Source organism: Pseudomonas sp. GW821-FHT09C08, from assembly GCF_059418125.1.
Genome location: NZ_JBWKPG010000002.1, coordinates 563,060 through 587,979 on the forward strand (window position 1 = coordinate 563,060; position 24,920 = coordinate 587,979).

Sequence of the window (24,920 nt, forward strand, 5' to 3'; positions counted from 1 at the left end):
ACTAAAACGGACTGTTTTGAATTGTTTCGAGTGTTTTCGTTCAATTCGTAGAGGCCCTATGGATTGGGCGCTCCAGCGGGTTTTGGGGTTGACACGGGAAAGGTCTCTGCAGGCTCGAAAATTTAGGTGCGGTGACGCGGCGTTCGCTGGCAAATCAACCGCATGGGGCAAGTGGACTTTTTGATCGTGGCAAGCCTGCTCACCCCAACACGCTTGCCCTTCACAATCATGGCGCCCCATCGTCTCTAGGACGATAATGCCCCCCACCCCGACTCAACTGGCCGCCTCCCGTGATCATCAACTTCGACCTCAACGACCTCCAAGCCTTCCGCGCCGTGGTAGACAAGGGCAGTTTTCGCGGCGCCGCCGAAGCTATCCGCATCTCGCAGCCGGCGCTCAGTCGCCGTATCGAGAAGCTTGAGTCCGCGCTGGATGTGAAGCTGTTCGAACGCACCACGCGGCGGGTCAGCCTGACCATGGTCGGCCGCGCGTTCCTGCCGCAGGTCGAACGCATGCTCGATGACCTTGACGTCGCCCTGATGGGCATCAGCAACGTCGCCTCCACGCGCATGGGTAACGTGACCATCGCCTGCGTGCCGTCCACCGCGTACTACTTCATGCCGCACGTGATCTCCGAATTCCACAAGCTCTACCCGAAGATTCGCCTGCGGGTGCTCGACGCCAGCGCCGGTGAGGTGTGCAACGCGGTGGAAAGCGGCGAGGCGGATTTCGGCGTGAGTTTCAGCGGCAGCCTGGCCGATGAGGTGGAGTTCGAGTTGCTGCTGCAGGAGCGCTATGTGCTGGCCTGTCGGCGTGACCACCCGTTGGCCGGGCGCGACAGCGTGACCTGGGCCGAAGCCTACGAGCATGACTACATCACCGTGGACAAGACCTCGGGCAACCGCTTCCTGCTGGACCAGGCCCTGCGCGGGGTGCGGGTGAAAAAACCGAGTATCTGCGAGACGCACCACGTGACCACGATGATCGGGCTGGTGGAGGCGGGGCTGGGCGTGGCGATGGTGCCATCGATTGCGATGCCGGCGAGCGATCACCCGATCCTGCTGAGCGTGCCGTTGGTAGAGCCGCAGGTGATGCGCAATGTGGGCTTGATCAAGCGCCGCGGGCGGACATTGCCACCGGCGGCGCTGGAGTTGGAGCGGTTGGTGCGCGAGACACCGTTTCGGTCAGTGTGATACCGAGTCCAGCCCGGTCGATTGCACCACCGGTTGGGCTTCGGGCGACGCCAGGTAGCGCAGCAGCGCCTTGGCCTGCGTCGGGTGTTCGGCGTTGACCGGAATGCCCGCGGCAAAACGCGTCACCGATTGCACGTCTTCCGGGATCTTGCCGACGTAGGTCACACCCGGTACCGGCAACAATTCCGCGACCTGTTGCAAGCCCACCTCGTAGTCACCCTTGGCGACCTTCTCGGCCACCGGAATGCGTTCCACCATCGTGCCTTTGGCCGGCATGCCGAGTTTCTTGAACAACTCCTTCTCGACATACACACCGCTGGCGCTGTCCGAATACGCCACGGACTTGGCCTTGAGCAGCACCGCCTTGAGTTCGGCGTCGGTGCCGATCGCAGGCTTGGGCGCGCCGTCCTTCACCACCAGGCCGATGCGCGAGTCAGCCAATTCGACACGGGAGGCCGGATCGACCTTGCCCTGCTTGATCAGGTCGTCGAGGGCGTAGCCAACCATGATCACCACGTCGGCGTGTTCGCCACGGGCCAGGCGGTTGGGAATCGCTTCCGGCGCCTTGCCCATCGACGGGCCGAGGATGGTATCCAGGCTGTCACCGCTTTGCTTGGCGTACTGCGGGCCGAGCAATTTGTAGGCGGCGGTAAAACCGCCGGAGGTCATCACCTTGAGTTCCTCGGCCTGTGCCGTCAGCGCCAGCGCGCCGAGGGCCAGGGCCATCAGGGCCGTGAGCAGCGGCTTCATCATGCCGCCCCCTGCATCACCTGCCCGCGAGTGTTGGCGCGACGGTACAGCGCCAGCGTCGAGCACAGGGCGCACAGGGCGGCAAACATCATCCAGTAGGCCGGCGAGGCCTTGTCTTCGGTGATGTGGATGAACCAGGTGGAGATCGCCGGGGTGAAACCACCGAAGATCGCAGTCGCCAGGCTGTAGGCCAGCGAGAAGCCTGCCACGCGCACTTCCACCGGCATGATTTCGGTGAGCGCCGGGATCATCGCGCCGTTGTACATGCCATAGAGGAACGAGAACCACAGCAGGGTTTCGAGCATGTGGGCGAAGCTCGGTGCATTCACCACGTAGGACAGCGCCGGATAAGCCGTGAGAACGGTCAGTACCGTCATGGCGATCAGCACCGGTTTGCGGCCGAAGCGGTCACTCAAGGTGCCACCGATCGGTAGCCAGACAAAGTTCGACACCGCCACCAGCAGGGTCACCAGCAGCGCATCCGAGGTGCTCAGTTGCAGCACGGTCTTGCCGAAGGTCGGCGCGTACACGGTGATCAGGTAGAACGCGGTGGTAGTCATGGCGACCATCAGCATGCCGCCGATGACCACGGTCCAGTTCTTCACCAGGGTCGCCAGCACTTCACGCATGCTCGGGCGATGCTTGCGGTTGGCGAACTCTTCGGTCTCTTGCAGGTTGCGACGCAGCAGGAAGATGAACGGAATGATCACGCAACCGATGGCAAACGGAATGCGCCAGCCCCAATCGGCTACCACCGAAGGCTCCATCCACACGTTCAGGCCATAGCCGAGCGCGGCGGCGACCACGATGGAGATCTGTTGGCTGCCCGACTGCCAGCTGGTGTAGAAGCCTTTGCGGCCCGGGGTGGCCATTTCGGACAGGTAGACGGACACGCCGCCCAGTTCCGCGCCTGCCGAGAAGCCTTGCAGCAGACGGCCGAGCAGCACCAGCAACGGCGCCCACAGGCCAATGGTGTGGTAACCCGGTACCAGCACGATCAGCAACGTGCCGCTGGCCATGATCGACAGGGTCACGATCAGCCCTTTGCGGCGACCGACGTCATCGATGTAGGCACCCAGGATGATCGCGCCCAACGGACGCATCAGGAAGCCTGCGCCGAATACGGCGAAGGTCATCATTAATGACGCAAACTCATTAGCGGCGGGGAAGAACGCGGCAGCGATATAGGTGGCGTAGAAACCGAACAGAAAGAAGTCGAACTGTTCGAGGAAGTTGCCCGAAGTAACGCGGAATACCGCACCAACTTTCGAACGGGCAGAGTCGGGCCGGGTAGGGCTAGTCATGGTTTTGTGTCTCCAGCGTTCTTTTTAAAGTGCTTGTTTCGCTTAAGACCTAGAATAGTGGCTGACACATTTAGAAATGATAAGTGACAAATTTGGATAGATTGATGTGCATTGGCTATCAATCCGAGTGTCCGTCGAAATTCCAGCCCTGCTCTATGCTTGAAGGTGTGACCAATTCTTATCGATGGAGGTGGCAATGGCTGACGAACATAAGCGCCGCGATGAGCCGGAGCATGAGCAACCCCGGCGGCGGGAAGAAGAAAAACCGCAGACCTGGAAGCATCCCGATGATGGGACAGAACTGTCCGAGCGCGACCAGGAGCGCCCGTTGAAGCCTTGATATCAGGTTAAACGCGGTGCAAATGTGCGGGTGTTCGCCGCGCTGGCAGCGCGGCGCTCGCGTCAGGGGCAGGGGGTCATGAAACCAGCAACGAAATAGGAAACCCCGACGCCAGCACCAGGAACGCCACCACTGCCGCCAGGCACAGGCCAACAAACACCCGCAACAAAGTGCGGGCGGTGGGGTGGGCAATCAACCGGATAGCCCAGAGACAGAACCCGGCCACGACAATGGCCAGGGCGAGAATGACCAGCACGGAAGATGCTCCAGCGACCCTGAAGAGCTGATTTATAGTCGCAAAGGCTTACGATGAACAGTGCGCACATAGACGCAGCCCCCCGGGCTTTCTAAACTGCGGCTTGTCTTGGGGAAGGGGCAGGCGCCGATGAATCGCAATGAATTACGCAAGGCCGACATCAACCTGATGGTGGTGTTCGAAGCTTTGATGCTCGAGCGCAACGTGACCCGGGTCGCCGAGAAGCTGTTTCTCGGCCAGCCGACCATCAGTTCGGCACTCAACCGCTTGCGCACCTTGTTCAACGACCCGCTGTTCATTCGCGTCGGCCACCGCATGGAGCCCACCGCGCGGGCCGAGGAAATTATCCAGCACCTGTCGCCGGCCCTGGATTCCCTGTCGTCGGCACTGAGCCTGACCCACGATTTCGACCCGTCCATCAGCACCATGACCTTTCGCATCGGCCTGTCCGACGATGTCGAGTTCGGCCTGTTGCCGCCGCTGTTACGGGCCCTGCGCCAGGAAGCGCCGCAGGTGGTGTTCGTGGTGCAGCACGTGGACTATTGGCGGATTCCCGACCTGCTGGCCTCGGGCGATATCACCGTCGGCATCACCCAGACCCGTGGCCTGCCGGCGAACGCCAAGCGCAAGCTGCTGCGCCACATTCATCCGCGCATCCTCAGGGCGGACGCCAGCGATACGCCGCTGACCCTCGATGAATATTGCTCACGCCCCCACGTGCTGGTGTCGCACACCGCCAACGTGTCCGGGTTTGCCGATGAGTGGCTGGCCGAAATCGGCCGCAAGCGCCATGTGGTGCTGTCGGTGCCGCAATACAGTGCGCTGCCGGCGTTGCTTGCCGGCACCGACTTGATCGCCAGCCTGCCGGACTACACCGCCGAAGCCATGGCGGTATCGGGCAAGCTGTTCTGCGAGCCGTTTCCGTTCCAGACGCCGACCCTGGATTTGTCCATGGTCTGGCTCAGCCACGTCGACACCGACCCGGCCGAGCGCTGGGTGCGTTCACGGTTGGAGGCCTTCATGAGTGATCGAGGGTTGGCGGGTAAAACCTGACTGACACAGCTTTCATGCCTGGGGCGTTGCGCCCCGTGCTATATCTACGAATCTTCCTACAACAAACTTGGAGAAACCCATGCCGCACCTGCACCTGGAATACACCGCCAACCTCACAGGCCTGGCCGTCGAGAAAACCTTGCTGCGGCTGAACAATGTGCTGATGGTGTCCGGGCAATTCGCTTCCGAGTTCGATATCAAGAGCCGCGCGGTGAAGGTCGAGAGTTTCCAGGTCGGCACCTCCCTCGGCCCGCGCGGTTTCATCGCGGTGAAGCTGTCGTTGCTCAGTGGGCGCTCACCGCAGGTCAAGCAGCAGTTGTCGCAGAGCCTGTTGGCGGCGTTGCAGGATCTGGGCGACTGGCCAGAAGGCCTGCAGGTGCAACTGAGTGTGCAGTTGGTCGACATGGATCGCGATTCCTACAGCAAAGCCGCGATCGGCTGACCTTCCCAGCAGCCGCTACAACAAGCCCTGATCGGCGCAGACCTTAACCACCTGTTCCCGAAACCAGGTATTGGCGCTGTCCTGGTGACTGCTTTCATTCCACTGCATGTCCAGGGTGAAGCCCGGCAAGCCGTTGGGCGCTTCGCAATGCCCATACAGCGTGGCCGGTGCCAGCAGCTTCTGCACGCGACGCGGCAGGGTGACGACGAAGTCGGTGCCGGCAATCATCTTCAGGGCGGCGCTGTAGCTGTTGGCCCGCGCGACCACTTGGCGCTTGTGGGCCTGGCGCGAAAGCCAGCCATCGATCATGTTGGTGTCGGAGGTCCACGGCGTCGGGAACACGTGGCGCCGTGCCGTGAAGGATTGCAGGCTGAGCGCCGGCTCGCGGGGCGTCGCGCGTTTGTCGAAGACGCACACGAGGTCGTCCTCCAGCAGCATCTGGGTCTTGAAATCCTTGTGGGCGCGGTGAAAGTGCGGGCCGAAGCAGACCACCAGGTCGAGGCGGCCTTCGCGCAGGTCGTCGGCGGGAATATCGGTTTCCAGCTTCTGCACATTGACGATCACCGGCAGGTCGGCGCGGTCGAAGTTCTTCAGCAGGCGCGGCAGGATCAGCTGTTCGAAGTATTCCGGCGCGCAGACGTTGAAAGTCACGGCCTTCTGGGTGGGGTCGAACGCCTGGCCACCGGCGTGGCACAGGTTGATGCTTTCGAGGATTTTCTGCACATGGCCGTACATGGTGCTGGCCTTGTACGTAGGACGCATACCCGCCCGCGTGTTGATAAAAAGCTCATCTTCGAAGCTGGTGCGCAATTTCTTCAGGCTGTAGCTGACAGTGGACTGGCTGACGAACAGCGTTTCTGACACCTCGGTAACGCTGCTCTGGTCGTAGACGGCGATGAACACCATCAAGTCCTGCATATCGAGCTTTCTGAGCAAGTTACTGTTTAGCATCCATTCCGTCCGTAAGCCCGGTGCACCGAAGTCAGTACAAAACCGTGCAAAAGCTTAACGGAACGGACGTGCCAATAGAAAGTGCTGTAGGGCGTTTCTATGTTTGGAGTGGGACAAATACTTTTGGCAATACGACCTCAGCGGATATGCCGCGTGTAATGCCGTGGGTTGAAGCGCGTGACGATCACCAGCATCACCACGATCACGGCGGTGAGCGACCACCAGGCCCATTCAAAGCTGCCAAGTTGGTCGCGGATCATCCCGGCAATCAGTGGCGACAGGCCAGCGATCAGGTAGCCGATGCCTTGCACAAAGGCGGTGAGGCCACCGGCGCGGCGCGGGTTGTCTAGGTGGTCGAGCGAGAGGATCAGGCTCATCGGAAACAGGCCGCCGATGCCCAGGCCCAGCAGGCATGGCCACAGCAGGCTCAAATGATGAGGGCTGAGGATCAGCCCGCAGAACCCCAGGATGATCAGCACCAGCAGCACCGCGACCACGCCGCGTTTATCCTGGCGACGGTTGGCGATGGCCGGGGTGACCAGCCCGGATACCACTTCCATGGCGGTCAGGAACCCCAGCAGCAACCCGGCGTTCTGTTCGCTCCAGCCCAGCTCCACGTAGTACGGCGCCAGCCACGCCAGCACGCAGGTGTAGGACGCGGTGCCGAGGCCGAAAAAGATCGCCAGCAGCCAGGCGCGCCGATTGCCGAAAAACGATTCCTGCGCGCCCGTGCCGGCCTGGGGCATCGGCGGCACTGCCGCGCGCTGGGCATACCAGAACACCAGGGCGAGCAGGGCCAGCGCGGCCCAGATCGCCAGGCCGATGCGCCAGCTGCCGGTCTGCACCTGCACGAACGGCGCGAACGCAGCCGCCAGCGCCGCGCCGCCCATGATGGCGGTCACATACAGTCCCATGAACAGCGACACGTTATCGCTGAAGCGCGACTTGATCAGCGCCGGCATCACTGCCTGGATCAGCGCAATGCCGACACCGGCGGCAACCGCACTGACGATCAACTCCAGGGCCGAATCCAGCCACAATCGCGACAGCGTCGCCAGGCCAATCACCAGCAGCGACAGCACAATGCTGCGGTGCTCGCCCACCCGCTTGGCCAGGCCCATGCCAAAGAACATCGCCAGGCCCATCGCCATGACCGGCAACATGGTCAGCAACGCCGCACTGCTGAAACTCAACGGCACGTCACCGCGAATCGATGACAGCAACGGGCCAACGGCGGCCATCGACGGGCGCAGGTTGAGGGCCACCAGTACCACGCTGATCATCAGCCAGACGGCGGTGGTGGGTTTTGCGTGAACGTTTTCCATGGGCAGGCCTTGAATGAACAAGGGCGAATCAGGCCATGTACGGGAGAGGGGGGCAAATGAGAAAGTCGTTAGGCTTATCTAAAAAATCCAGATGACTGCAGCACCACGGGCAAAGTGCCGGAGCTGGCTGGCCGGCGATGGCGGTCTATCAGTCAAGCCTGCTGCAACTGAAAGAGTGCTATCGCCGGCAAGCCAGCGCCTGCAGGGGGCGCGGTATCAGACCGATCTAATCACGTGCTTGATCTCCTGAAACGCCGCCAGCCCCCACGGCCCCAGCTCGCGGCCGATGCTGCTCTGCTTGTAACCGCCCCACGCGGTCTGCGGGAAGATTACTTGCGGGGCGTTGATCCACACCATGCCTGCCTGCAACCCATTGGCCACGCGCTCAGCCGTTTCTGCATCGCGGCTGACCACGCTCGCGACCAGGCCGAAGTCACTCGCGTTGGCCAGCGCGATGGCTTCGTCCTCGCTGGCAATGCGGCGTACGCACAGCACCGGGCCGAAGATTTCTTCGTTCCACAAGGCGCTGTCCAGCGGCACGTCGGTGAACACCGTGGGGCGGATGAAAAAGCCCTTGGGCAGGTCCGCCGGACGCCCGCCACCACACAGCAAGCGCGCCCCCTGCTCAATGCCTCGCTGGATATGCCCCAGCACCCGCTGGTACTGCGTGCGGTTGATCAGCGCGCCCATTTCCACGTCTTCGGCAAACGGGTCCGCCACGCGGATCGCCTCCGCCCGTGCCTGCAAGCGCTGCAGGAATTCATCCGCCAGGCTGTCCGCCACCAGCACCCGGCTGGTGGCCGAACACATCTGCCCAGCGTTGAAAAATCCACCGCCACACGCCAGCTCCACCGCCAGGTCGAGGTCGGCATCGGCGAGCACCAGCAGCGATGATTTACCGCCCAATTCCAGGCTCACGCCCTTGATGGTTTCGGCGGCGCGTTGCATCACCTGCACCCCGACGGCGTTGCTGCCGGTGAAGGAGATCTTCGCCACGCGACGGTCCGCCGCCAGCGGAGCGCCCACCGCCAGCCCGGTGCCGCAGACCAGGTTGAAGACGCCCGCCGGAAAACCGGCCTCGGCAATGATGCGCGCCAATTGCAGCTCCGCCAGCGGCGTGACCTCCGAGGGCTTGAGCACCACGCAGCAACCGGCGGCGAGGGCCGGCGCGAGTTTCCAGGCGGTGGTCACCATGGGGAAATTCCACGGCACGATCAGCCCCACCACGCCGCACGGTTCGCGGCGCAGGCGGGCGCTGAAATCTTCGCTGGGCAGCGCCACCGAGGCGTCCTGGCTGGCGTCCATGGCGTCGCAGGCACCGGCGTAATACTCGAAGGTGGCGATCACGTCATCCACATCGATGCCCGCTTCAAACAGCGGCTTGCCGTTGTTGCTCGACTGCACGTGCATCAGCTGTTCGCGCTGCTCGCTCACCCCTTGGGCAACCTTGCGCAGCAGCGCGCCGCGATCACGGCCGGTGCTTTTCGACCAGTCGACAAAGGCCGCGCTGGCAGCATCGACCGCCTCGGTCACGGCATTCGCATCGCCAACGCTGACCTGCGCGAGGGTGGCTTCGGTGGCCGGGTTGATCACCTCCAGCGCCGTCTCGCCAGCTCGCCACGCACCGTTGATATACACACCGTTCACGACTGCGCTCATAGCGCTACCTCCTTCATCCAAAGACCCTGGTCGATTTCAATCAGCGTCGGCCCCTGGCGGTCAGCGGCGACGCGCAAGGCGCGGCGTAAAAGGTCGGGGCTGTGCACGCTTTCGGCCGCGCTGCCGAGCGCCTTGGCCACGCCGATGAAGTCCGGGGTGTAGATGTCCACACCGACGGGCTCGATGGCGCGGTTGAGCATGTATTTCTTGATCTCTTCGTAGCCCTGGTTATTCCACAGCAGCACGATGATGGGCGTACGCGCCTCGACCGCACTGGCGAGTTCCGGCAGGGTGAATTGCAACCCGCCGTCGCCGATCAGGCACACCACCGGCTGCCTGTCGCCACGCCCCAGCCAGGCGCCGATCGCAGCGGGGAGGGCGTAGCCGAGGGTGCCGTAGCCGGTGGAGGAATTGAACCAGCGGCGCGGGTGGTCGAGGTTCAGGGTCAGGTTGCCGCTGTACACCGGCTGGGTGGAGTCGCCCACCAGCACGGCGCCGGGCAGGGCCTCCAGCACCGTATTGAGGAACAGGGTCTGCGCGCGGGTGGCGGCGTCCCAGGTGGGCGCAAGGTCTGCCCACAGGCGGGCGACGCGTTCAGCCCCCCACTGTGGATCGCGGTGGGGTAACGGTTGGTGGCTCAGTGCGGCCAGCAAGGCTTCGGCGGCGATCTGCGCGTCGGCCACCAGCGCCACCTGTGGCGGGTAGTTGCGCACGGTCTGGTCCGCATCGATATCGACGCGCAGCAGCGCACCGGGAATTTCAAAGCCGCCGGCGAAGGTCACGTCGTAGTCGGTTTCAGCCAGCTCGGTGCCAATCGCCAGCACCACGTCGGCCTCGGCGACCAGCGTGCGGGTGGCGACCAGGGTCTGGGTCGAGCCGATCAGCAACGGGTGGGCGGCGGGCAGCATGCCTTTGGCGTTGATGGTCAGGGCCACTGGCGCGCCGAGCCGCTCGGCCAGACGCGTCAACTCGGGAGCCGCATCAATCGCGCCACCGCCGGCGAGGATCAACGGCCGCTTGGCCGCTGCGAGCAACTGGCTCATCTGCTTGACGGCCGCTGGCGCTGCACCGGCACGCGCCACGCTGACCGGCTCGCTGCCCAGCAACGCGTCGGCGTTTTCCACCAGCACGTCCAGCGGGATCTCGATATGCACCGGACGTGGCCGACCGGCCTGGAACACCGCAAACGCGCGCGCCAGGACGCCGGGCAACTCCGCCGCCGACATCAGCGTGTGCGAGAAGGCGGCCACGCCGGCGATCATCGCGCCCTGGTTCGGCAGCTCGTGCAACTTGCCGCGCCCGCCCCCCAACTGGCTGCGCGATTGCACGCTGGAAATCACCAGCATCGGGATCGAGTCGGCGTAGGCCTGGCCCATGGCCGTGGTGATATTGGTCATGCCCGGGCCGGTGATGATGAAACACACGCCCGGCTTGCCGCTGGTGCGCGCGTAACCGTCGGCCATGAAGCCGGCGCCCTGTTCGTGGCGTGGGGTGACGTGGCGGATGCTGGACCGTGCCAGGCCGCGATACAGCTCCACGGTATGCACGCCGGGGATGCCGAACACCTGGTCCACGCCGTAGCTTTCCAGGAGGTTGACCAATACTTCGCCGCAGGTCGCCATAGATGTCGCTCTTGTTATTGATTCGAGGCGGTATTGGACCGGCTGGCCCGTAGCGGCAACAATCGATAAAAAGTCATACTAGCCATGTCCTCACGTCATGGCTGAGCCCCGATGAAACGCCTTCCGCCCCTGCCTGCGCTGCACACCTTCTGGGTCACGGCCCAGTGCTGCAACTTCACCCGCGCCGCCGAGCAGCTGCACATCACCCAGGGCGCGGTGAGCCGGCAGATTGCCGGGCTTGAAAGCCACCTGGGCTATGCCTTGTTCCAGCGCCAGGCCCGCGGCTTGAGCCTGACCGAGGAAGGGCGTGAATGGTCGCTGCGCGCGCAACAGGTGTTCGGCCTGATCGCAGAGGCGGTGGAGCAGATCGGCAGCCGGCGCGAGACCCTGCAACTCAAGGCCTCCACCTGCGTGATGCGCTGGCTGTTGCCGCGCCTGATGCAGTGGCAACGGGAGCGTCCGGATGTGCCGGTGGAACTCACCACCACCGTGGCCTACACCGTCGACTTCCGTCGCGAGGCCTTCGACGCGGCGGTGATCTACGCGCCCATTGCCGAACAGTCGGACGAGGCCCGGCATTTGTTCGATGAACAACTCACCCCCGTGTGTGCGCCGGGGCTGCTCGGCACATTGCTAACGCCTTCGGACCTGCAGCAGCAGGTCTTGCTGCACCCCACGCGCGATGAGCGCGATTGGGCGCTGTGGCTGCAGGCTGCGAATACGCGCCTGAGCAATCTGGCCCAGGGGCATCATTTTGAAACCCTGGACCTGGCGATGACCGTGGCGTCACAAGGCTCCGGCGTGGCGATTGGCGACAGCGCGTTGATTGGCGAGGACTTGAAGGCCGGGCGCTTGGCGACACCGTTTGAGCTGAGGGTGCCGACGGGGATGGGCTATTACCTCGTGTACCCGCCGGGGACAGCCCCGTCGGCCGGGCTTGAAGCGCTGATGGAGTGGCTGGTGGGCCAGGCACGACAGGCGGAGCGCTGAAGAGCGAGTGTGGGGGTGGGTTTGTGCGCGAGGGCGGGGGTTCAGGGGATGTTTTCAGTGACTGGCAGGCAGCCTTCGCGGGCAAGCCCGCTCCCACATTTTTGTTCGGTGTGAGGCTTGGGATCTGGCGGCGTGGCCGGAATAGTCCAGCCGTGCACCGCAAGCATGGGCAGCGCATCCCCCTTGTGGGAGCGGGCTTGCCCGCGAAGGCGGTGCATCAGTCGACGCTGTTCCAACTGAACCACCGCCTTCACGAGCAAACCCGCTCTCGGTGAGTCAGTAGCCGACAGTGAAGCGCTGGCGCGAATGCTTGGGGGTTTCTACTTCGTCGATCAGGGCGATGGCGTAGTCGGCAAAGCTGATCCAGCTGCGGCCGGCGCTGCTTACCAGCAGGTTGTCCTGGCCCAGTCGGAATTTCCCGGTGCGTTCGGTTTCCACGAATTCCGCCGAGGGCGACAGGAAGGTCCAGTCCAGGTCCTTTTCCTGACGCAGCACGTCGAGAAACTCAGCGCCGGCGCTGGCTTCGGCTTTGTATTCAGCCGGGAAGCCTTCGCTGTCGATCACTCGTCCGCCGCCCGGCAGCAACAGCGAACCGGCGCCGCCGACCACCAGCAGGCGCTTGACCCCGGCTTTTTTCACCGGGTCGATCACGGCAGCAGCGGGGAGGGTGGCGAAGTGCGCCGCACTGATCACCACATCACTGCCACTGACGGCTTGCTGCAGGGCGTGCGCGTCGAGTGCATCGACCTGCTTGACGGTGACGCCGTCGCGCTCAGGCAGCGTATCGGTGTTACGCGCAATGGCGACCACGCTATGCCCGCGACGCAGGGCTTCTTCCAGCAATTGGCTGCCGGCACGGCCGGTAGCCCCAATGATTGCGATCTTGCTCATGACGTTCTCCAGTACGGTTAGGGTTTGAAACACTTCACCACTTCATTTCGCCCTTGGCGACTTTGGCGCTCAGTTCCAGCGAGCTTTCGTCGGCGAGGGCGGGGTAACGTTTTTTCATCGCCGCGATCAGGGTGGCAGAGTCCTTGGCCTTGGCGGTTTCCACGTCGAAGGCCTTGATGTAGTCAGCGGTAAATTTGACCGAGGCCGGCGATGGCGTGCCCAGGTAGTGACCGGGAATGACGGTGCGCGGTTTCAACTGCTCGATGCGTTGCAGGGTCGCCAGCCAGTCCTGGTGCGACTGTGCACCCTGGGTGTCGGCCATCCACAGGTGAATGTTCTCGGCAACGACTACGCCACCGATCACGGCCTTGATCGACGGGATCCACACGAAGCTGCGATCCGGCTGTGCGCTGTCCAGGCCGATTACCTCCAGGGTCTGCCCCTCCAACGTCAGGCTGTGGCCTTCGAGGACTTGCGGCACGATGGTTTTCGCCGGCTGGTCGGCGCCCATTTTCGGCCCCCAGAACGCTAGCTTGGCGGCCACGGTGGCGTTGATATGGTCGACCACCGGCTGCGGCGCCAGCACCTTGGCGTCGGGGAACGCGGCGGTCAGGGTGTCGAGGCCGAAGTAGTAGTCCGGGTCGCCGTGGCTGATGTAGAGGGTGGTCAGGTGTTTGCCGCTGGCGCGAATCTTTTGCACCAGCTGCTCGGCCTGGCCCTTGCCGAATTGCGCGTCCACCAGGATTGCGTCCCGGGTGCCGCTGACCAGCACCGAGCTGACCGGGAAGATCGCGGCCTCACCGGGATTGTAGACGTCGAGTGTCAGGTCGGCTGCCGCAGCGTTGGCGGCGAAGGCCAGGGCGGCGGCGGTCAGGGTCAAGCGCTTGAGGGTCGAGAGCATCGGGCAATCCGGCAGTGAGTAAAGGATGCACAGAGCTTAGTTGCACCAAACGCAACTAAAAATGCGATGCTGGGACATAGTTTGTTTCTGAAATCGGGCAAATCATGGATCGTCTTCAAGCAATGCGGGTGTTTGTCACGGTGGTGGATTTGGGCAGCCAGTCTGCCGCCGCCGACCATCTGGACCTGTCGCGCCCGGTGGTGTCGCGCTACCTGGCGGAGCTGGAGGACTGGGTGGGCGCGCGCCTGTTGCACCGGACCACGCGGAAACTGAGCCTCACGGCGGCCGGCGGTGAAACCCTGCCGCGCTGTCGGCAATTGCTGGAGCTGTGCGGCGACATGCAGGCCGCCGTCAGCGAGCCCGATGACGCCCCGCGCGGCCTGCTGCGACTGAGTGTCAGCACCTCGTTCGGCCAGGCGCAATTGGCCGATGCCATTGCCGAATATGTCAGGCGCTATCCCCTGGTCACCGTCGACCTGCAGATGCTCGACCGCACGGTGAACCTGGTGGACGAGCGTATCGACCTGGCCATCCGCACCAGCAACGACCTGGATCCCAACCTGATTGCGCGGCGCCTCACCGTCTGTCGCTCGGTGGTGTGCGCCACGCCGGCTTATCTGCGGGAGCATCCGGCACCGCAGAAAGTCGAAGACCTGGCCCGGCACAATTGCCTCACCCACTCGTATTTCGGCAAAAGCCTCTGGCACTTCGAAGAGCGCGGCGAGCACGTGTCGGTGCCGGTGCACGGCAACATCACCGCCAACGAGGCCAGTACGCTGTTGCGCGTGACGCTGGCCAGCGCCGGGGTGGCGATGCTCCCCAGTTATCAGGCCGGCGAGCATATCCGCCGTGGCGAACTGGTGCGGCTGCTGCCAGAGGCCGAGCCCCGGCAGATGAATATCTATGCGGTGTACGCCTCGCGCAAACACATGCCGTCGGCGCTGCGCAGCCTGCTGGATTTCCTGGTGTTGAGGTTTCCGGAAGAGCCGGAGTGGGACATCGGGCTGCAGTCGACATAAATGTGTTGAATGGCGCCCGATAATGGCAACTCACCGCAGCTGACCTATGCTTTAAACAGCACCCTGTAGATCCGTTCAGAGGTCTGTGCCATGAGCATCAAAACCCGAAAATACCTGATGATTTTCTTCCTCTGCGCCCTGGCGACCGGGCTGTATGGCACTGCCGCCTACCGTGTGGAGCAAACCCGAATGCAGCCGACCTTTGCGATCAGTTGCCATCAGGATCAATGCGTGCCCCACACCGGCAGTTTCAGCGCATTGCGTTGAAGCTTGCACCTACAGTGATGTCGGTGGTGTTTCGGTCTTGAGCTGTTCGCGAAACGCCTTGGGTGAAAACCCGACACGGCGGCGGAACAGCCGCGAGAAGTTGGTCGGGTCGGAAAACCCCAGGACCTCTGACATTTCATTGATGGTCATGCTGGTGTAAGTCAGCAGGCGCTTGGCCTCCAGCAATTGGCGGTCGTGCATGATCTGCAGCGCAGGTTGCCCACCTAATTCCCGACAAGTGCCGTTCAGGTGTGAGACCGAGATCCCCAGCTTGTGGGCCAGGTCTTCGATCTTCGGGTGTTCGCGATAATGCTGTTCAACCAACTGGGTAAAGCGCCGGAAATATTCACGTCCGCGTGGGGCCCGTGGGTGGCGGCGCTGGATGGCCTGGCGGCTGATCCACACCAGCAGCACGCTGACCAGCGCGTGCATGAGCATGTCGCGAGCCGGCTGCGCATCGGCGTATTCCTCCTGCAGGCGGGTGAACAGGCTGTTGAGGTAATCGCTGTCGTTGCCCGCCCGGTAGCTGCCGAGCGCGTGCAGCCCGTCGACCGTCGTGCCCAGTTGCGCCTGCAAGTGGCTGACCAGCGGCGCCGCCAGGGTCACGATATAGCCTTCGACATCCTCGGCAAATCGAAACCCGTGCACGCACAGCGGTGGCAGCACCTGCAGCGTCGCTTCGTTGAGGGTGGTGCGCTGCCCTTCGATTTCCAACTGTGCCTGGCCTTTGTGCACGTAGAGCAACTGGCACAGATCCGCGTGCCGGTGGGGTTGGATTTCCCACTGGTATTCCCGACTGCGGCGGGAAATGGTTTCACAGTGCAACAAATCGGGAGTCGGCCATTGCTGGCTTTCCCCGTAAAGCTTGAAGACCGGAATCGCGGTTTTGGTCATGGTTTCAATCCGATACTCAGAAGAGTGGTGCGGTAATCGCCCCGATTGGCGGAAAGCACAGGCTTTGTCTCAGTTTTCACCTTCTTATGCTGCGCACTCAAGTGAAAAATGTCAGCAACAAAACCAATGACAACTCTTTCACTTGATCCGTTCGGGTGGAACCTGTGGGCCATAACAATAATGAAAACGCTGAAAACCCAAGTCGCCATTATCGGCGCCGGTCCTTCCGGACTGCTGCTCGGCCAGCTGCTGCACAATGCGGGCATCCAGACCCTGATCATAGAACGCCAGAGCGCCGATTACGTGCAAGGGCGAATCCGCGCCGGGGTGCTGGAGCAGGGCATGGTCGACCTGCTGCGCGAGGCCGGCGTCAGCCAGCGCATGGACAGCGAGGGCCTGGTGCATGATGGCTTCGAACTGGCGCTGAATGGCCAACTCACCCACATCGACCTCAAGGCCCTGACCGGCGGCCAGTCGGTGATGATCTACGGCCAGACCGAAGTCACCCGCGACCTCATGGCCGCGCGCGCCGCAGCCGGTGCCACGACGTTTTACGAGGCGCGCGCCGTACAGCCCCACGCCATGAAAAGTGATCGACCGTGGCTGACCTTCGAGCACCAGGGCGAGGCATTTCGCCTGGAGTGCGACTACATCGCCGGCTGCGACGGTTTCCACGGTATCGCCCGCCAGTCGATCCCTGCCGAAGCGTTGCAGGTCTTCGAGCGGGTCTATCCCTTTGGCTGGCTGGGCATCCTCGCCGACACCCCGCCGGTGCACGACGAACTGGTCTACGCCAAGCATGCGCGGGGCTTTGCCCTGTGCAGCATGCGGTCGCCGACGCGCAGTCGTTACTACCTGCAGGTGCCGGTCGAAACACCGCTGGAAGAGTGGTCGGACGCGCGTTTCTGGGACGAACTGAAAACCCGTCTGCCCAGCCAGCTGGCCGATCAGCTGGTGACCGGCCCATCCATCGAAAAAAGCATCGCGCCGCTGCGCAGCTTCGTGGTGGAGCCCATGCAGTACGGGCGCCTGTTCCTGCTTGGCGATGCGGCGCATATCGTGCCGCCCACCGGGGCCAAGGGCTTGAACCTGGCGGCCAGCGACGTGAGCACATTGTTTCGGATCTTGCTCAAGGTGTATCGCGAGGGGCGGGTGGACTTGCTGGAGCGCTACTCGGCGATTTGCCTGCGGCGCGTGTGGAAGGCCGAGCGGTTCTCGTGGTGGATGACCTCGATGCTGCATCAGTTTCCCGAGGCGGACGGCTTCAGCCAGCGCATTGCCGAGAGTGAGCTGGCGTACTTCATCGGCTCCGAGGCGGGGCGTAAAACCATTGCAGAAAATTACGTCGGGCTTCCTTACGAAGCTATCGAGTAGCCTGCTATCGTATCGAGCATTCCCGCGGGCCCTCCCTTTCCCGCGGGCCCTGCTCGAAGGTTCTGCCGTGACCAACCTGAATCATCCCGCCCAACCTGTCCCTGCCGTGCGCAGTGTGCTTGCCGCCTTGATGATGGCGATCTTCCTCGGTGCCCTGGACCAGACCATTGTCGCGGTGTCCATGCCGGCCATTTCCGCGCAGTTCCACGACGTCAACCTGCTGGCCTGGGTGATCTCCGGCTACATGGTGGCGATGACGGTGGCGGTGCCGATCTACGGCAAGCTTGGCGACCTGTACGGGCGGCGGCCGATGATGTTGATCGGCATGGGCCTGTTCACCCTGGCCTCGCTGTTCTGTGGCATGGCGCAAAGCATGGAGCAGCTGGTGCTGGCGCGGATTCTCCAGGGCATCGGCGCCGGCGGCATGATCTCGGTGAGCCAGGCGATCATCGGCGACATCATCCCGCCCCGTGAGCGCGGGCGTTATCAGGGCTACTTCAGCAGCATGTATGCGGTGGCCAGCGTGGCCGGGCCGGTACTGGGCGGCTACATGACCGAGTACCTGTCGTGGCGCTGGGTGTTCCTGATCAACCTGCCATTGGGCGCCGGTGCCTGGTACGTGGCCCATCGCACCCTGGTGGGGTTGCCGGTGCCGCAGCGCAAGCCGGTCATCGACTACCTCGGCACCGTGCTGATGATCATCGGCTTGACCGCCTTGCTGCTGGGCATCACCGAAATCGGCCAGGGCCATCATTGGCGTGACGATGCAGTGCTGGGCCTGCTCGCGTGTGCGCTGGTGGCGCTGACCGCGTTTGTCTGGCATGAACGCCGTGCCCGCGAGCCGCTGCTGCCGATGCACCTGTTTGCCAACCGCAGCGCGGTGCTGTGTTGGTGCACGGTGTTTTTCACCAGCTTCCAGGCGATTTCCCTGACCGTGCTGATGCCTTTGCGCTTTCAGACGGTAACCGGCGCCGGCGCTGACAGCGCGGCCCTGCACCTGCTGCCTCTCGCCATCGGCCTGCCCATCGGCGCGTATTCCGCCGGGCGCATGACCTCGGTGACCGGGCGCTACAAGCCGATGATCCTCAGCGGCGCGCTGTTGAGCCCGCTGGCGATCCTCGGCATGGCCTACAGCGCGCCCCAGGCGGTGCTGCTGACCGGCGTGTTCATGCTGCTGTGCGGGATTGCCGCCGGCATGCAGTTCCCTACGTCGCTGGTGGGGTCGCAGAATTCGGTGGAGCAGCGTGATATCGGCGTGGCCACCAGCACCACCAACCTGTTCCGTTCATTGGGCGGGGCGGTGGGCGTGGCGTGCATGTCGGCGCTGTTGCTGGCGCTGTTGCAGGATTCCAGCTTCGCCCACCTGGCCAGCGGTGCGCTGGTGGCCGAAGGCAGTTCCGGCAACGTGCTGCTCGATGGCCTCAACGCCGCCCCGGGCCCGGCGCAGGATGCCCTGCGCGGGGAGTTGGCGGTGACCTTCCGGCATTTGCTGATGGTCAGTGCGGCGGTGTCGCTGTTGGGGCTGGCGGCGGCGATCGCGATGCCGAACCGGGTACTGCGCGGCCGTGAAGACAAGGCGCGCTGACCCACTAGGCGCCTGGCTTGCCGACCCCCATCGCCGGCAAGCCGGGCTCCTACAAGGTCAACCTCAAGGGCTGTAGTACCCGACCGCCACCATGAAATGCCCGGCCTTGCGCACATACGCATGTTTGTTCTCGACCTTGTCGGTCACCGGGTTCTTCCAGCGATATTTGTATTCACCCTGGTCCTGCTCGGCCATCAGCTTGAGGATCGGCTCGCCTACCGGCTTGCCGTCGGGGTCCTTGATCTTGCTGAAGTCGGTGTTGAGCAGGCGCAGGTTGGTGCCATGGGCCACGTAGCGCCGGGTATTGAGGTCGACCACAAACACATAGAGGTCATCCTGCAGGAAACCGCCCTGCAAGGCGTTGATCGCCTTGAGCGTACCGGCCTCATCCTTGAGCAGTGCATTCACCGCCTTGTTGCGCAGCGCCCGTGCCTGTTCCGGTGTGGCGCGCGGCAGGTAGTAGCCGACCGCCAGGATGCGTTCGCCCACGCGCTGATAAAACACGTGCTTGTGCTCGACCTTGCCATCGTTCCAGTTCTGCCAGCGGTAGTCGGCCTGCTGGATGCCCTGGTCCTGCGAGACCTTGAGCGCGTCCTTGAACGACTGGCGCAGATCCGGGCCGAGCACTTCAGAGACATCGCGTCCGATCAAGGCGGAGGAGGGGCCGCCGCTGGCCAGCAGTACGCCCTGGGTGTCGACCACGAACACATAGCGATCTTGGTCGACAAACTCGCCCTGGCGGCTGAACGCGGCAAACGCCTTGTCGCCGTTACTCTGGTAGTAGGCCAGGGCTTTTTGCAGCAGTGCCTTGGCGGCCTGGGCGTCCTCGTCCTGAGTCGTCGCGGCGTGCACCTGGCTGAAACACAACAGCAGCAGCGCGGTGATGCGGAGCAGTCCCTTCATGTTCCGTCCCTCATTATTGTTGATGTGACAAGAGCGTAGACGCCTATGGCTCAAGGCGCCGCCAGCCATTGATCGACGATACCGGCATACACCCCGGTGGCCACGCTCAGGTGCAACCATTGGTCGACATAGCTTTTCCAGGCCACATCGTCGCGGGGCAGCAGGAAGGCCTTTTCGCTGTACTGCATCTGCCGCTCCGGGTTGACCGCGCACAGCCCTGGCTTGAGCTTCTGCTGGTAACGCGCTTCGCTGGCGTCGGTGATCATCACGTCGGCCTTGCCTGCCAGCAACTCGTCGAAAATGGTCACGTTGTCATGCAGGCGGATGTTGGCCTGGCCGAGGTGCGCGCGGGCAAACACTTCGTTGGTGCCGCCCGCCGGTTCGATCACCCGTACCTGTGGCTGGTTGATCTGCTCGACGGTCTGATAGCGCTGCACATCCGCGCAGCGCACCAGCGGGATCTTGCCATCGACGCCGAGAGACTGGCTGAAGAAGGCCTTTTTCTGACGCTCGAGAGACACCGAAATACCGCCCACGGCGATGTCGCAGCGCTGGGCGAGGAAATCCGGCATCAGGCTTTTCCAGGTGGTCGGCACCCACTGGATCCTGGCGTTGAGGCTCTTGGCCAGGGATTCGGCCATGGCAATGTCGATGCCTTCGTAGCTGCCATCGGCGCGCAGCGAGGTATAGGGTTTGTAGTCGCCCGTGGTGCACACGGTGAGCGTGCCGCGCTGCAACACCTCATCAAGGCGCGACGGCGCGGTGTCGGCCAGGGCCGAGGTGGCGAGGCTCGCCAGTACGCATAAGGTTATTGTTGTTTTCATGCGATCGAGTCCTTGGGGCATGATCGGGGGCGGTCATTATTTCCAGGCGAATGGCCAGGTAGCAAGGGCCGTCGAATGTTTAGCCAAGTTGCAACCAAACTCCGCCAACCCTGAATTTAATCGCCTATGCGGGCATGTGACGCTGTCCGGCATCTTCCTCAGTGTGATTCCCGCATGGACGGCTGCCCCGACGCTCACCCCGCGACACTGCCGTCCGCACTGGCCTTCTGGGCGCTGTTTCACTGCCGACATGCGCGCCCACCAGATAGCTTTCTCCTACGTTGATCCACCTCACGGATGACGCGCACCTGTGCGCATCTGCCCGGCGGCGCCTGCGCGCCTGCCTGACGCAAACGTATGAGATTTCCCATGAGTGTTTTTGCCAGCCTGCACGAAGCCCAAGCTTTCCTTGAGCAGCACCCGGACATCGAGATGTTCGAGCTGTTTATCTTCGACAACAACGGCGTGCCACGTGGCAAGTTGCTGCACCGCGACGAACTGCTGGCGGTGTATGCCAGCGGCCGGCCGTTGCCCAGCACGATCCTCGGCCTGACCATCAATGGCGATGACGTGGAAAATTCCGGGCTGGTGTGGGAGGTCGGCGACATCGACTGCCGCGCCTACCCCATAAGCGGCAGTTTGCAGCGCATGCCGTGGCGCCTGATCCCGACCGCCGCCGTGCAGGTCAGCATGCACCCCACCGAGGGCTTGCCCGCCACTGTGGCCGACCCGCGGCATCTGCTCGCCAAGGTGATCGCGGGGCTGAATGCCGACGGGTATTACCCGGTGATGGCAGCCGAGCTGGAGTTTTACCTGCTCGACCAGAAGCCCGACAGCCACGGCCGCCCCCAACCGGCACGGGACAGCGACGGTGGCCGCCCGCGTTCGACCCAGGTGTACGGCTTGCGTGAGCTTGAGCAGATCGAGCCGTTCCTGGCGGACCTGTACAGCGCTTGCAAACTGCAAGGCATCCCGGCGCGCACGGCGATTTCCGAATACGCCCCGGGCCAGGTGGAGATCACCCTCGAGCATCGCGCCGATGCCCTGCAGGCGATGGACGAGGCGGTGCGCTACAAGCGCCTGGTCAAGGGCGTGGCGCATAAACACGGGATGAGCGCCTGCTTCATGGCCAAGCCGTTCGACGACCTGGCGGGCACCGGCATGCATATGCACGTCAGCCTGGCGGACGCCGAGGGCAACAACCTGTTTGCCAGCGAGGCCGCCGACGGCACGCCGCTGCTGCGCCAGGCGGTGGGCGGCATGCTCAGCACCTTGCTCGACTCGTTGCTGATGTTCTGCCCCAATGCCAACTCCTATCGCCGCTTCCAGACCAACAGCTACGCGCCGCTCGCCGCCACCTGGGGCGTCGACAACCGCACCGTGAGCCTGCGCGTGCCCGGTGGCCCGGCCTATTCGCGGCACATCGAACACCGCATCTGCGGCGCCGACGCCAACCCCTACCTGGCGGCGGCCGCGATCCTCGCCGGCATCCACCGTGGCATTCGCGAACAACGCGACCCCGGCGCACCCGTGGAAGGCAATGGTTATGCCCAGGCCAAGGAGCTGCTGCCGACCGACTGGCTCACCACCCTGCGCGCACTGGAAGGTTCGAGCTGGGCGCGCGAGGCGTTTGGCAGTGAATTCCTCGGCGTGTACCTGGCGGTGAAACGTGCCGAATATCGCCAGTTCATGGGGGAGGTGGGCGAGCAGGACTGGCGGTGGTACCTGCATCAGGCGTGATGCTTGGCTAGGCGGGATGAGCGCAGCGTTGCTTTTGTGGTGAGCGGGCTTGTTGTGGCGAGCGGGCTTGCCCCGCGTTGGGCGGCGAAGCCGCCCCTTCCTAAGGCCCCCGCAGTGTGTCAGGCATAACCGGTTGACTGATTTTGGGGCGGCTTCGCCGCCCAACGCGGGGCAAGCCCGCTCGCCACAATAAGCCTGTTCAACCAAGCCTGCTGCCCACAACAAACCTGTTCAACCAAGCCTGCTGCCCAAAACAAGCCTGCTCAACCAAGTCTGCTGCCCACAACAAGCCTGCTTAACCAAGCCTGCTCTCCATAACAAGCCTGCTCACCACAACAAGCTCACTTGCCACAGAGATCACTACATCCTTCCCCAGCACCCCCCCCGTCACGCGTTTCAACTTTTTTTTCACGTTCCGCTGGTTAAGCTGCGAATCAAGGTCGTTCACTACCGTTTAACTCACATGAGCCTGTGATGTCGCCACAACCGCCTTCTTCCATCGAGATTGAATACGCCGAGCGCTGTGACCGTGAGCACGCCAGGGTCTGCGGCGATACACGTCCGCCAGGGCTGCGGCGGCGCCTGGCGTCGTGGCGCGATGAGTGGCTGGTGCGCCAGGCGCTGAAAGTCGCCGGCGAACCGGGGCTGGTGCTGGACCTGGCCTGCGGCTCGGGGCGGTTCTGGCCGGTGTTGGCCGAACACGTCAACCGGGTGATCCTGGCGTCGGACAACTCCCAGGCCATGCTCGACCACGCCCGCACCCACCACCCGGCGTCGTTGCTCAAGCGGGTCAAGACGTTTCAGGGCTCGGCGTTTTCCGTCGGCTTGTCGGCCAACGCGGTGGATTGCATTTTTTGCCTGGAATTATTTCGTCATGTGCCCAGCAGTGAAGGGCGCCTGGCCTTGTTGCGCGAGTTTCACCGGGTCAGCCGTGACACGGTGATTGTGTCGGTGCCGTCGCGTACCCCGGTGGAAGAGGAGTTTCGCCAAGCCGGCTTCAAAATCCTGCATCACCAGGAATTCATGCCCGGCTCCCACCTGTGGCGGGTCTACGTTCTGCGTAAGAGAGGATAAGTCCCGCCTGTCGGACTATTCTTCATCTCTTGTCTGAGTTTTCATGGACGCCTGTGCACTGCGAATGCTCGCAAGTCCCTTTCGCGATATATACTGCGCGCCATTCTTCAAGGGAGAGCCGTGTGGCCATCGATATTCACTGGATCTGCGACAACGATAGCCTCGGCCAGCATTGCGCCGAATGGCAGCAGTTGCCATTCGTCGCCCTCGACACCGAATTCATGCGGGTCGACACCTTTTATCCCATTGCCGGGCTGATCCAGATCGGTGATGGCGTTCGCGCTTACCTGATCGACCCCCTGACCATCGACAACTGGCAACCTTTGGCCGCCTTGCTGGAAAACCCAGCGGTGATCAAGGTGGTGCATGCCTGCAGCGAAGACCTCGAAGTGCTGCTGCGCCTGACTGGCAGCCTGCCGGTGCCGTTGTTCGACACCCAATTGGCGGCGGCCTACCTGAACCTTGGTTTCTCCATGGGCTATTCGCGCCTGGTGCAGGCCGTGCTCGATATCGAGCTGCCCAAGGGCGAGACCCGCTCCGACTGGCTGCAGCGGCCATTGTCGGAGACGCAAATCAGCTACGCCGCGGAAGACGCGGTGCATCTGGCCGAAGTCTACACACGCCTGCGCCCGCAGCTTTCCGACGACAAGTACGCCTGGGTCCTGGAGGACGGCGCCGAGCTGGTCGCCAACCTGCGCCGCGAGGTCGACCCGTACGAGGTGTACCGCGACGCCAAGCTGGCGTGGAAACTCTCGCGTGCACAGCTCGCCGTCTTGCGCGAGCTGTGCGCCTGGCGCGAACAGCAGGCGCGTGCGCGTGACTTGCCGCGCAACCGCATCATTCGCGAACACTCGCTGTGGCCCCTGGCCAAATCCCAGCCGGATAACCTCGCCGCGCTGGGCAAGATCGAAGACATGCACCCGCGTACCGTGCGACAGGACGGCCAGTTCCTGCTGGACCTGATCAAGCGTGCCGGCAGCGTGCCCATGGACCAATGGCCACCAGCCGTTGCTGAACCGCTGCCGGTGGACGCCGCCGCGCTGATCAAGCAACTGCGTGCCCTTGGCCAGACCTTCGCCGAGCGCCTCGACATGGCGCCCGAGCTGATGCTGCGCAAGAAAACCCTCGAAGCCCTGGTCAAAAGTGGCTATCCCGATGGGCCTTACCAATTGCCAGACTCGCTGCGTGGCTGGCGCCGCGAGTTGATGGGCCAGGCGCTGCTCGACAGCCTGGCCACTGCCGGAGAACAGCCTTGAAACGTATCTGCTCCATCTATCGCAGCTTGAAACGCAACGAAATGTATCTCTATGTGCTGAAAAGCGATGCCCTGGAGCGCGTGCCGGAACCGTTGATGGAAGCCTTCGGCAAGGCCCATCACGCGTTTGACATGGTACTGACGCCGGAGCGCAAGCTGTCGCGCGAAGACATCACCGTGGTGCTGGAAAACCTCGAAAAGCAGGGCTACCACCTGCAAATGCCGCCGGCCGAGGACGAGTACATCGAGCACTTGCCCGAAGAGCTGCTGCGACGCAACGACCCGGTGTGATCGGTGGGTGCCCTGTT

25 protein-coding genes are annotated in these 24,920 nt (G+C 63.3%); 13 read left to right on the forward strand and 12 right to left on the reverse strand.

Annotated features, from left to right (window positions below; translation table 11 throughout):
• Positions 1–290 precede the first annotated feature (290 nt).
• Positions 291–1,193: a LysR family transcriptional regulator gene (locus AC07OJ_RS09230; RefSeq protein WP_065899379.1), complete on the forward strand. Its 903-nt coding sequence runs from the start codon at positions 291–293 to the stop codon at positions 1,191–1,193.
• Here the strand turns inward: AC07OJ_RS09230 and AC07OJ_RS09235 are convergent.
• Both AC07OJ_RS09235 and AC07OJ_RS09240 read right to left on the reverse strand, forming a co-directional pair.
• Positions 1,185–1,943: a substrate-binding domain-containing protein gene (locus tag AC07OJ_RS09235; RefSeq protein ID WP_495094532.1), complete on the reverse strand. Its 759-nt coding sequence runs from the start codon at positions 1,941–1,943 to the stop codon at positions 1,185–1,187. The two genes, AC07OJ_RS09230 and AC07OJ_RS09235, sit on opposite strands and share 9 nt — an antisense overlap.
• Complete coding sequence (locus AC07OJ_RS09240; protein ID WP_065899377.1) at positions 1,943–3,247, reverse strand: MFS transporter; 1,305 nt, start codon at positions 3,245–3,247, stop codon at positions 1,943–1,945. The genes AC07OJ_RS09235 and AC07OJ_RS09240 overlap by 1 nt, the downstream gene beginning before the upstream one ends.
• Positions 3,248–3,443: 196 nt before the next feature.
• On the opposite strand from AC07OJ_RS09240, the gene AC07OJ_RS09245 reads away from it, so the two are divergent.
• Positions 3,444–3,587 carry a hypothetical protein gene (locus AC07OJ_RS09245; RefSeq protein ID WP_162946067.1) on the forward strand — a complete coding sequence of 48 codons (144 nt, stop codon included), beginning with the start codon at positions 3,444–3,446 and terminating at the stop codon, positions 3,585–3,587.
• Positions 3,588–3,663: 76 nt separating this feature from the next.
• Here the strand turns inward: AC07OJ_RS09245 and AC07OJ_RS09250 are convergent, their stop codons facing one another.
• The gene (locus AC07OJ_RS09250) at positions 3,664–3,843 is read right to left on the reverse strand and encodes a hypothetical protein (protein ID WP_065899376.1); all 180 of its coding nucleotides are present in this window, start codon (positions 3,841–3,843) and stop codon (positions 3,664–3,666) included.
• Positions 3,844–3,972: 129 nt separating this feature from the next.
• Here AC07OJ_RS09250 and AC07OJ_RS09255 point away from each other — a divergent pair, with 129 nt between their 5' ends.
• Positions 3,973–4,896, forward strand: a complete 924-nt coding sequence (locus AC07OJ_RS09255) for a LysR substrate-binding domain-containing protein (protein ID WP_106804849.1) — start codon at positions 3,973–3,975, stop codon at positions 4,894–4,896.
• A 79-nt stretch (positions 4,897–4,975) separates the two neighbouring features.
• Positions 4,976–5,338 (forward strand): 5-carboxymethyl-2-hydroxymuconate Delta-isomerase, encoded by a 363-nt coding sequence (locus tag AC07OJ_RS09260; protein ID WP_065899374.1) that lies wholly within the window; start codon positions 4,976–4,978, stop codon positions 5,336–5,338.
• Between the two features lie 15 nt (positions 5,339–5,353).
• On the opposite strand, the gene AC07OJ_RS09265 is transcribed toward AC07OJ_RS09260, so the two are convergent.
• From AC07OJ_RS09265 to AC07OJ_RS09280, 4 genes are all read right to left on the reverse strand, one after another.
• Positions 5,354–6,289, reverse strand: a complete 936-nt coding sequence (locus AC07OJ_RS09265; RefSeq protein WP_106804848.1) for a LysR family transcriptional regulator — start codon at positions 6,287–6,289, stop codon at positions 5,354–5,356.
• A 137-nt stretch (positions 6,290–6,426) separates the two neighbouring features.
• Entirely contained in the window at positions 6,427–7,614 is a 1,188-nt protein-coding gene (locus tag AC07OJ_RS09270; RefSeq protein ID WP_495094424.1) for a cyanate transporter, read from the reverse strand.
• A 216-nt stretch (positions 7,615–7,830) separates the two neighbouring features.
• Positions 7,831–9,273 (reverse strand): aldehyde dehydrogenase family protein, encoded by a 1,443-nt coding sequence (locus AC07OJ_RS09275; protein ID WP_495094425.1) that lies wholly within the window; start codon positions 9,271–9,273, stop codon positions 7,831–7,833.
• Positions 9,270–10,895, reverse strand: a complete 1,626-nt coding sequence (locus tag AC07OJ_RS09280; RefSeq protein ID WP_495094426.1) for a 5-guanidino-2-oxopentanoate decarboxylase — start codon at positions 10,893–10,895, stop codon at positions 9,270–9,272. Before AC07OJ_RS09280 ends, AC07OJ_RS09275 begins: the two co-directional genes overlap by 4 nt.
• A gap of 111 nt (positions 10,896–11,006) precedes the next feature.
• On the opposite strand from AC07OJ_RS09280, the gene AC07OJ_RS09285 reads away from it, so the two are divergent.
• The gene (locus tag AC07OJ_RS09285; RefSeq protein WP_495094427.1) at positions 11,007–11,885 is read left to right on the forward strand and encodes a LysR substrate-binding domain-containing protein; all 879 of its coding nucleotides are present in this window, start codon (positions 11,007–11,009) and stop codon (positions 11,883–11,885) included.
• Between the two features lie 276 nt (positions 11,886–12,161).
• Here the strand turns inward: AC07OJ_RS09285 and AC07OJ_RS09290 are convergent, their stop codons facing one another.
• Positions 12,162–12,776, reverse strand: a complete 615-nt coding sequence (locus tag AC07OJ_RS09290; protein WP_495094428.1) for an NAD(P)-dependent oxidoreductase — start codon at positions 12,774–12,776, stop codon at positions 12,162–12,164.
• A 34-nt stretch (positions 12,777–12,810) separates the two neighbouring features.
• The gene (locus AC07OJ_RS09295) at positions 12,811–13,677 is read right to left on the reverse strand and encodes an MBL fold metallo-hydrolase (RefSeq protein WP_201143726.1); all 867 of its coding nucleotides are present in this window, start codon (positions 13,675–13,677) and stop codon (positions 12,811–12,813) included.
• A gap of 104 nt (positions 13,678–13,781) precedes the next feature.
• Between AC07OJ_RS09295 and AC07OJ_RS09300 the strand changes: the two genes are divergently transcribed.
• Both AC07OJ_RS09300 and AC07OJ_RS09305 read left to right on the forward strand, forming a co-directional pair.
• Positions 13,782–14,696, forward strand: coding sequence for a LysR family transcriptional regulator (locus AC07OJ_RS09300; protein WP_065902103.1), 915 nt, complete (start codon positions 13,782–13,784; stop codon positions 14,694–14,696).
• Positions 14,697–14,786: 90 nt separating this feature from the next.
• Entirely contained in the window at positions 14,787–14,963 is a 177-nt protein-coding gene (locus tag AC07OJ_RS09305) for a hypothetical protein (protein WP_162844255.1), read from the forward strand.
• Between the two features lie 9 nt (positions 14,964–14,972).
• On the opposite strand, the gene AC07OJ_RS09310 is transcribed toward AC07OJ_RS09305, so the two are convergent.
• Positions 14,973–15,857 (reverse strand): helix-turn-helix domain-containing protein, encoded by an 885-nt coding sequence (locus AC07OJ_RS09310; protein ID WP_120447879.1) that lies wholly within the window; start codon positions 15,855–15,857, stop codon positions 14,973–14,975.
• A gap of 189 nt (positions 15,858–16,046) precedes the next feature.
• Between AC07OJ_RS09310 and pobA the strand changes: the two genes are divergently transcribed.
• A complete protein-coding gene (gene pobA, locus AC07OJ_RS09315) occupies positions 16,047–17,231 on the forward strand; it encodes a 4-hydroxybenzoate 3-monooxygenase (protein WP_213552097.1) in 1,185 nt (394 codons plus the stop codon).
• Between the two features lie 67 nt (positions 17,232–17,298).
• The gene (locus AC07OJ_RS09320; RefSeq protein WP_495094429.1) at positions 17,299–18,816 is read left to right on the forward strand and encodes an MDR family MFS transporter; all 1,518 of its coding nucleotides are present in this window, start codon (positions 17,299–17,301) and stop codon (positions 18,814–18,816) included.
• 63 nt (positions 18,817–18,879) lie between these two features.
• On the opposite strand, the gene AC07OJ_RS09325 is transcribed toward AC07OJ_RS09320, so the two are convergent.
• Both AC07OJ_RS09325 and AC07OJ_RS09330 read right to left on the reverse strand, forming a co-directional pair.
• Entirely contained in the window at positions 18,880–19,719 is an 840-nt protein-coding gene (locus tag AC07OJ_RS09325) for a cache domain-containing protein (RefSeq protein ID WP_495094430.1), read from the reverse strand.
• Positions 19,720–19,769: 50 nt separating this feature from the next.
• On the reverse strand, positions 19,770–20,543 hold the full coding sequence (locus AC07OJ_RS09330; protein ID WP_495094431.1) for a transporter substrate-binding domain-containing protein: 774 nt from the start codon (positions 20,541–20,543) through the stop codon (positions 19,770–19,772).
• A gap of 369 nt (positions 20,544–20,912) precedes the next feature.
• Between AC07OJ_RS09330 and AC07OJ_RS09335 the strand changes: the two genes are divergently transcribed.
• From AC07OJ_RS09335 to AC07OJ_RS09350, 4 genes are all read left to right on the forward strand, one after another.
• The gene (locus tag AC07OJ_RS09335) at positions 20,913–22,283 is read left to right on the forward strand and encodes a glutamine synthetase family protein (RefSeq protein WP_495094432.1); all 1,371 of its coding nucleotides are present in this window, start codon (positions 20,913–20,915) and stop codon (positions 22,281–22,283) included.
• 474 nt (positions 22,284–22,757) lie between these two features.
• Positions 22,758–23,357, forward strand: coding sequence for a class I SAM-dependent methyltransferase (locus AC07OJ_RS09340; protein WP_065902090.1), 600 nt, complete (start codon positions 22,758–22,760; stop codon positions 23,355–23,357).
• 122 nt (positions 23,358–23,479) lie between these two features.
• A complete protein-coding gene (rnd, locus tag AC07OJ_RS09345; protein WP_065902088.1) occupies positions 23,480–24,613 on the forward strand; it encodes a ribonuclease D in 1,134 nt (377 codons plus the stop codon).
• On the forward strand, positions 24,610–24,903 hold the full coding sequence (locus tag AC07OJ_RS09350) for a YcgL domain-containing protein (RefSeq protein WP_065902086.1): 294 nt from the start codon (positions 24,610–24,612) through the stop codon (positions 24,901–24,903). Before rnd ends, AC07OJ_RS09350 begins: the two co-directional genes overlap by 4 nt.
• The last annotated feature ends 17 nt before the right edge of the window (positions 24,904–24,920 follow it).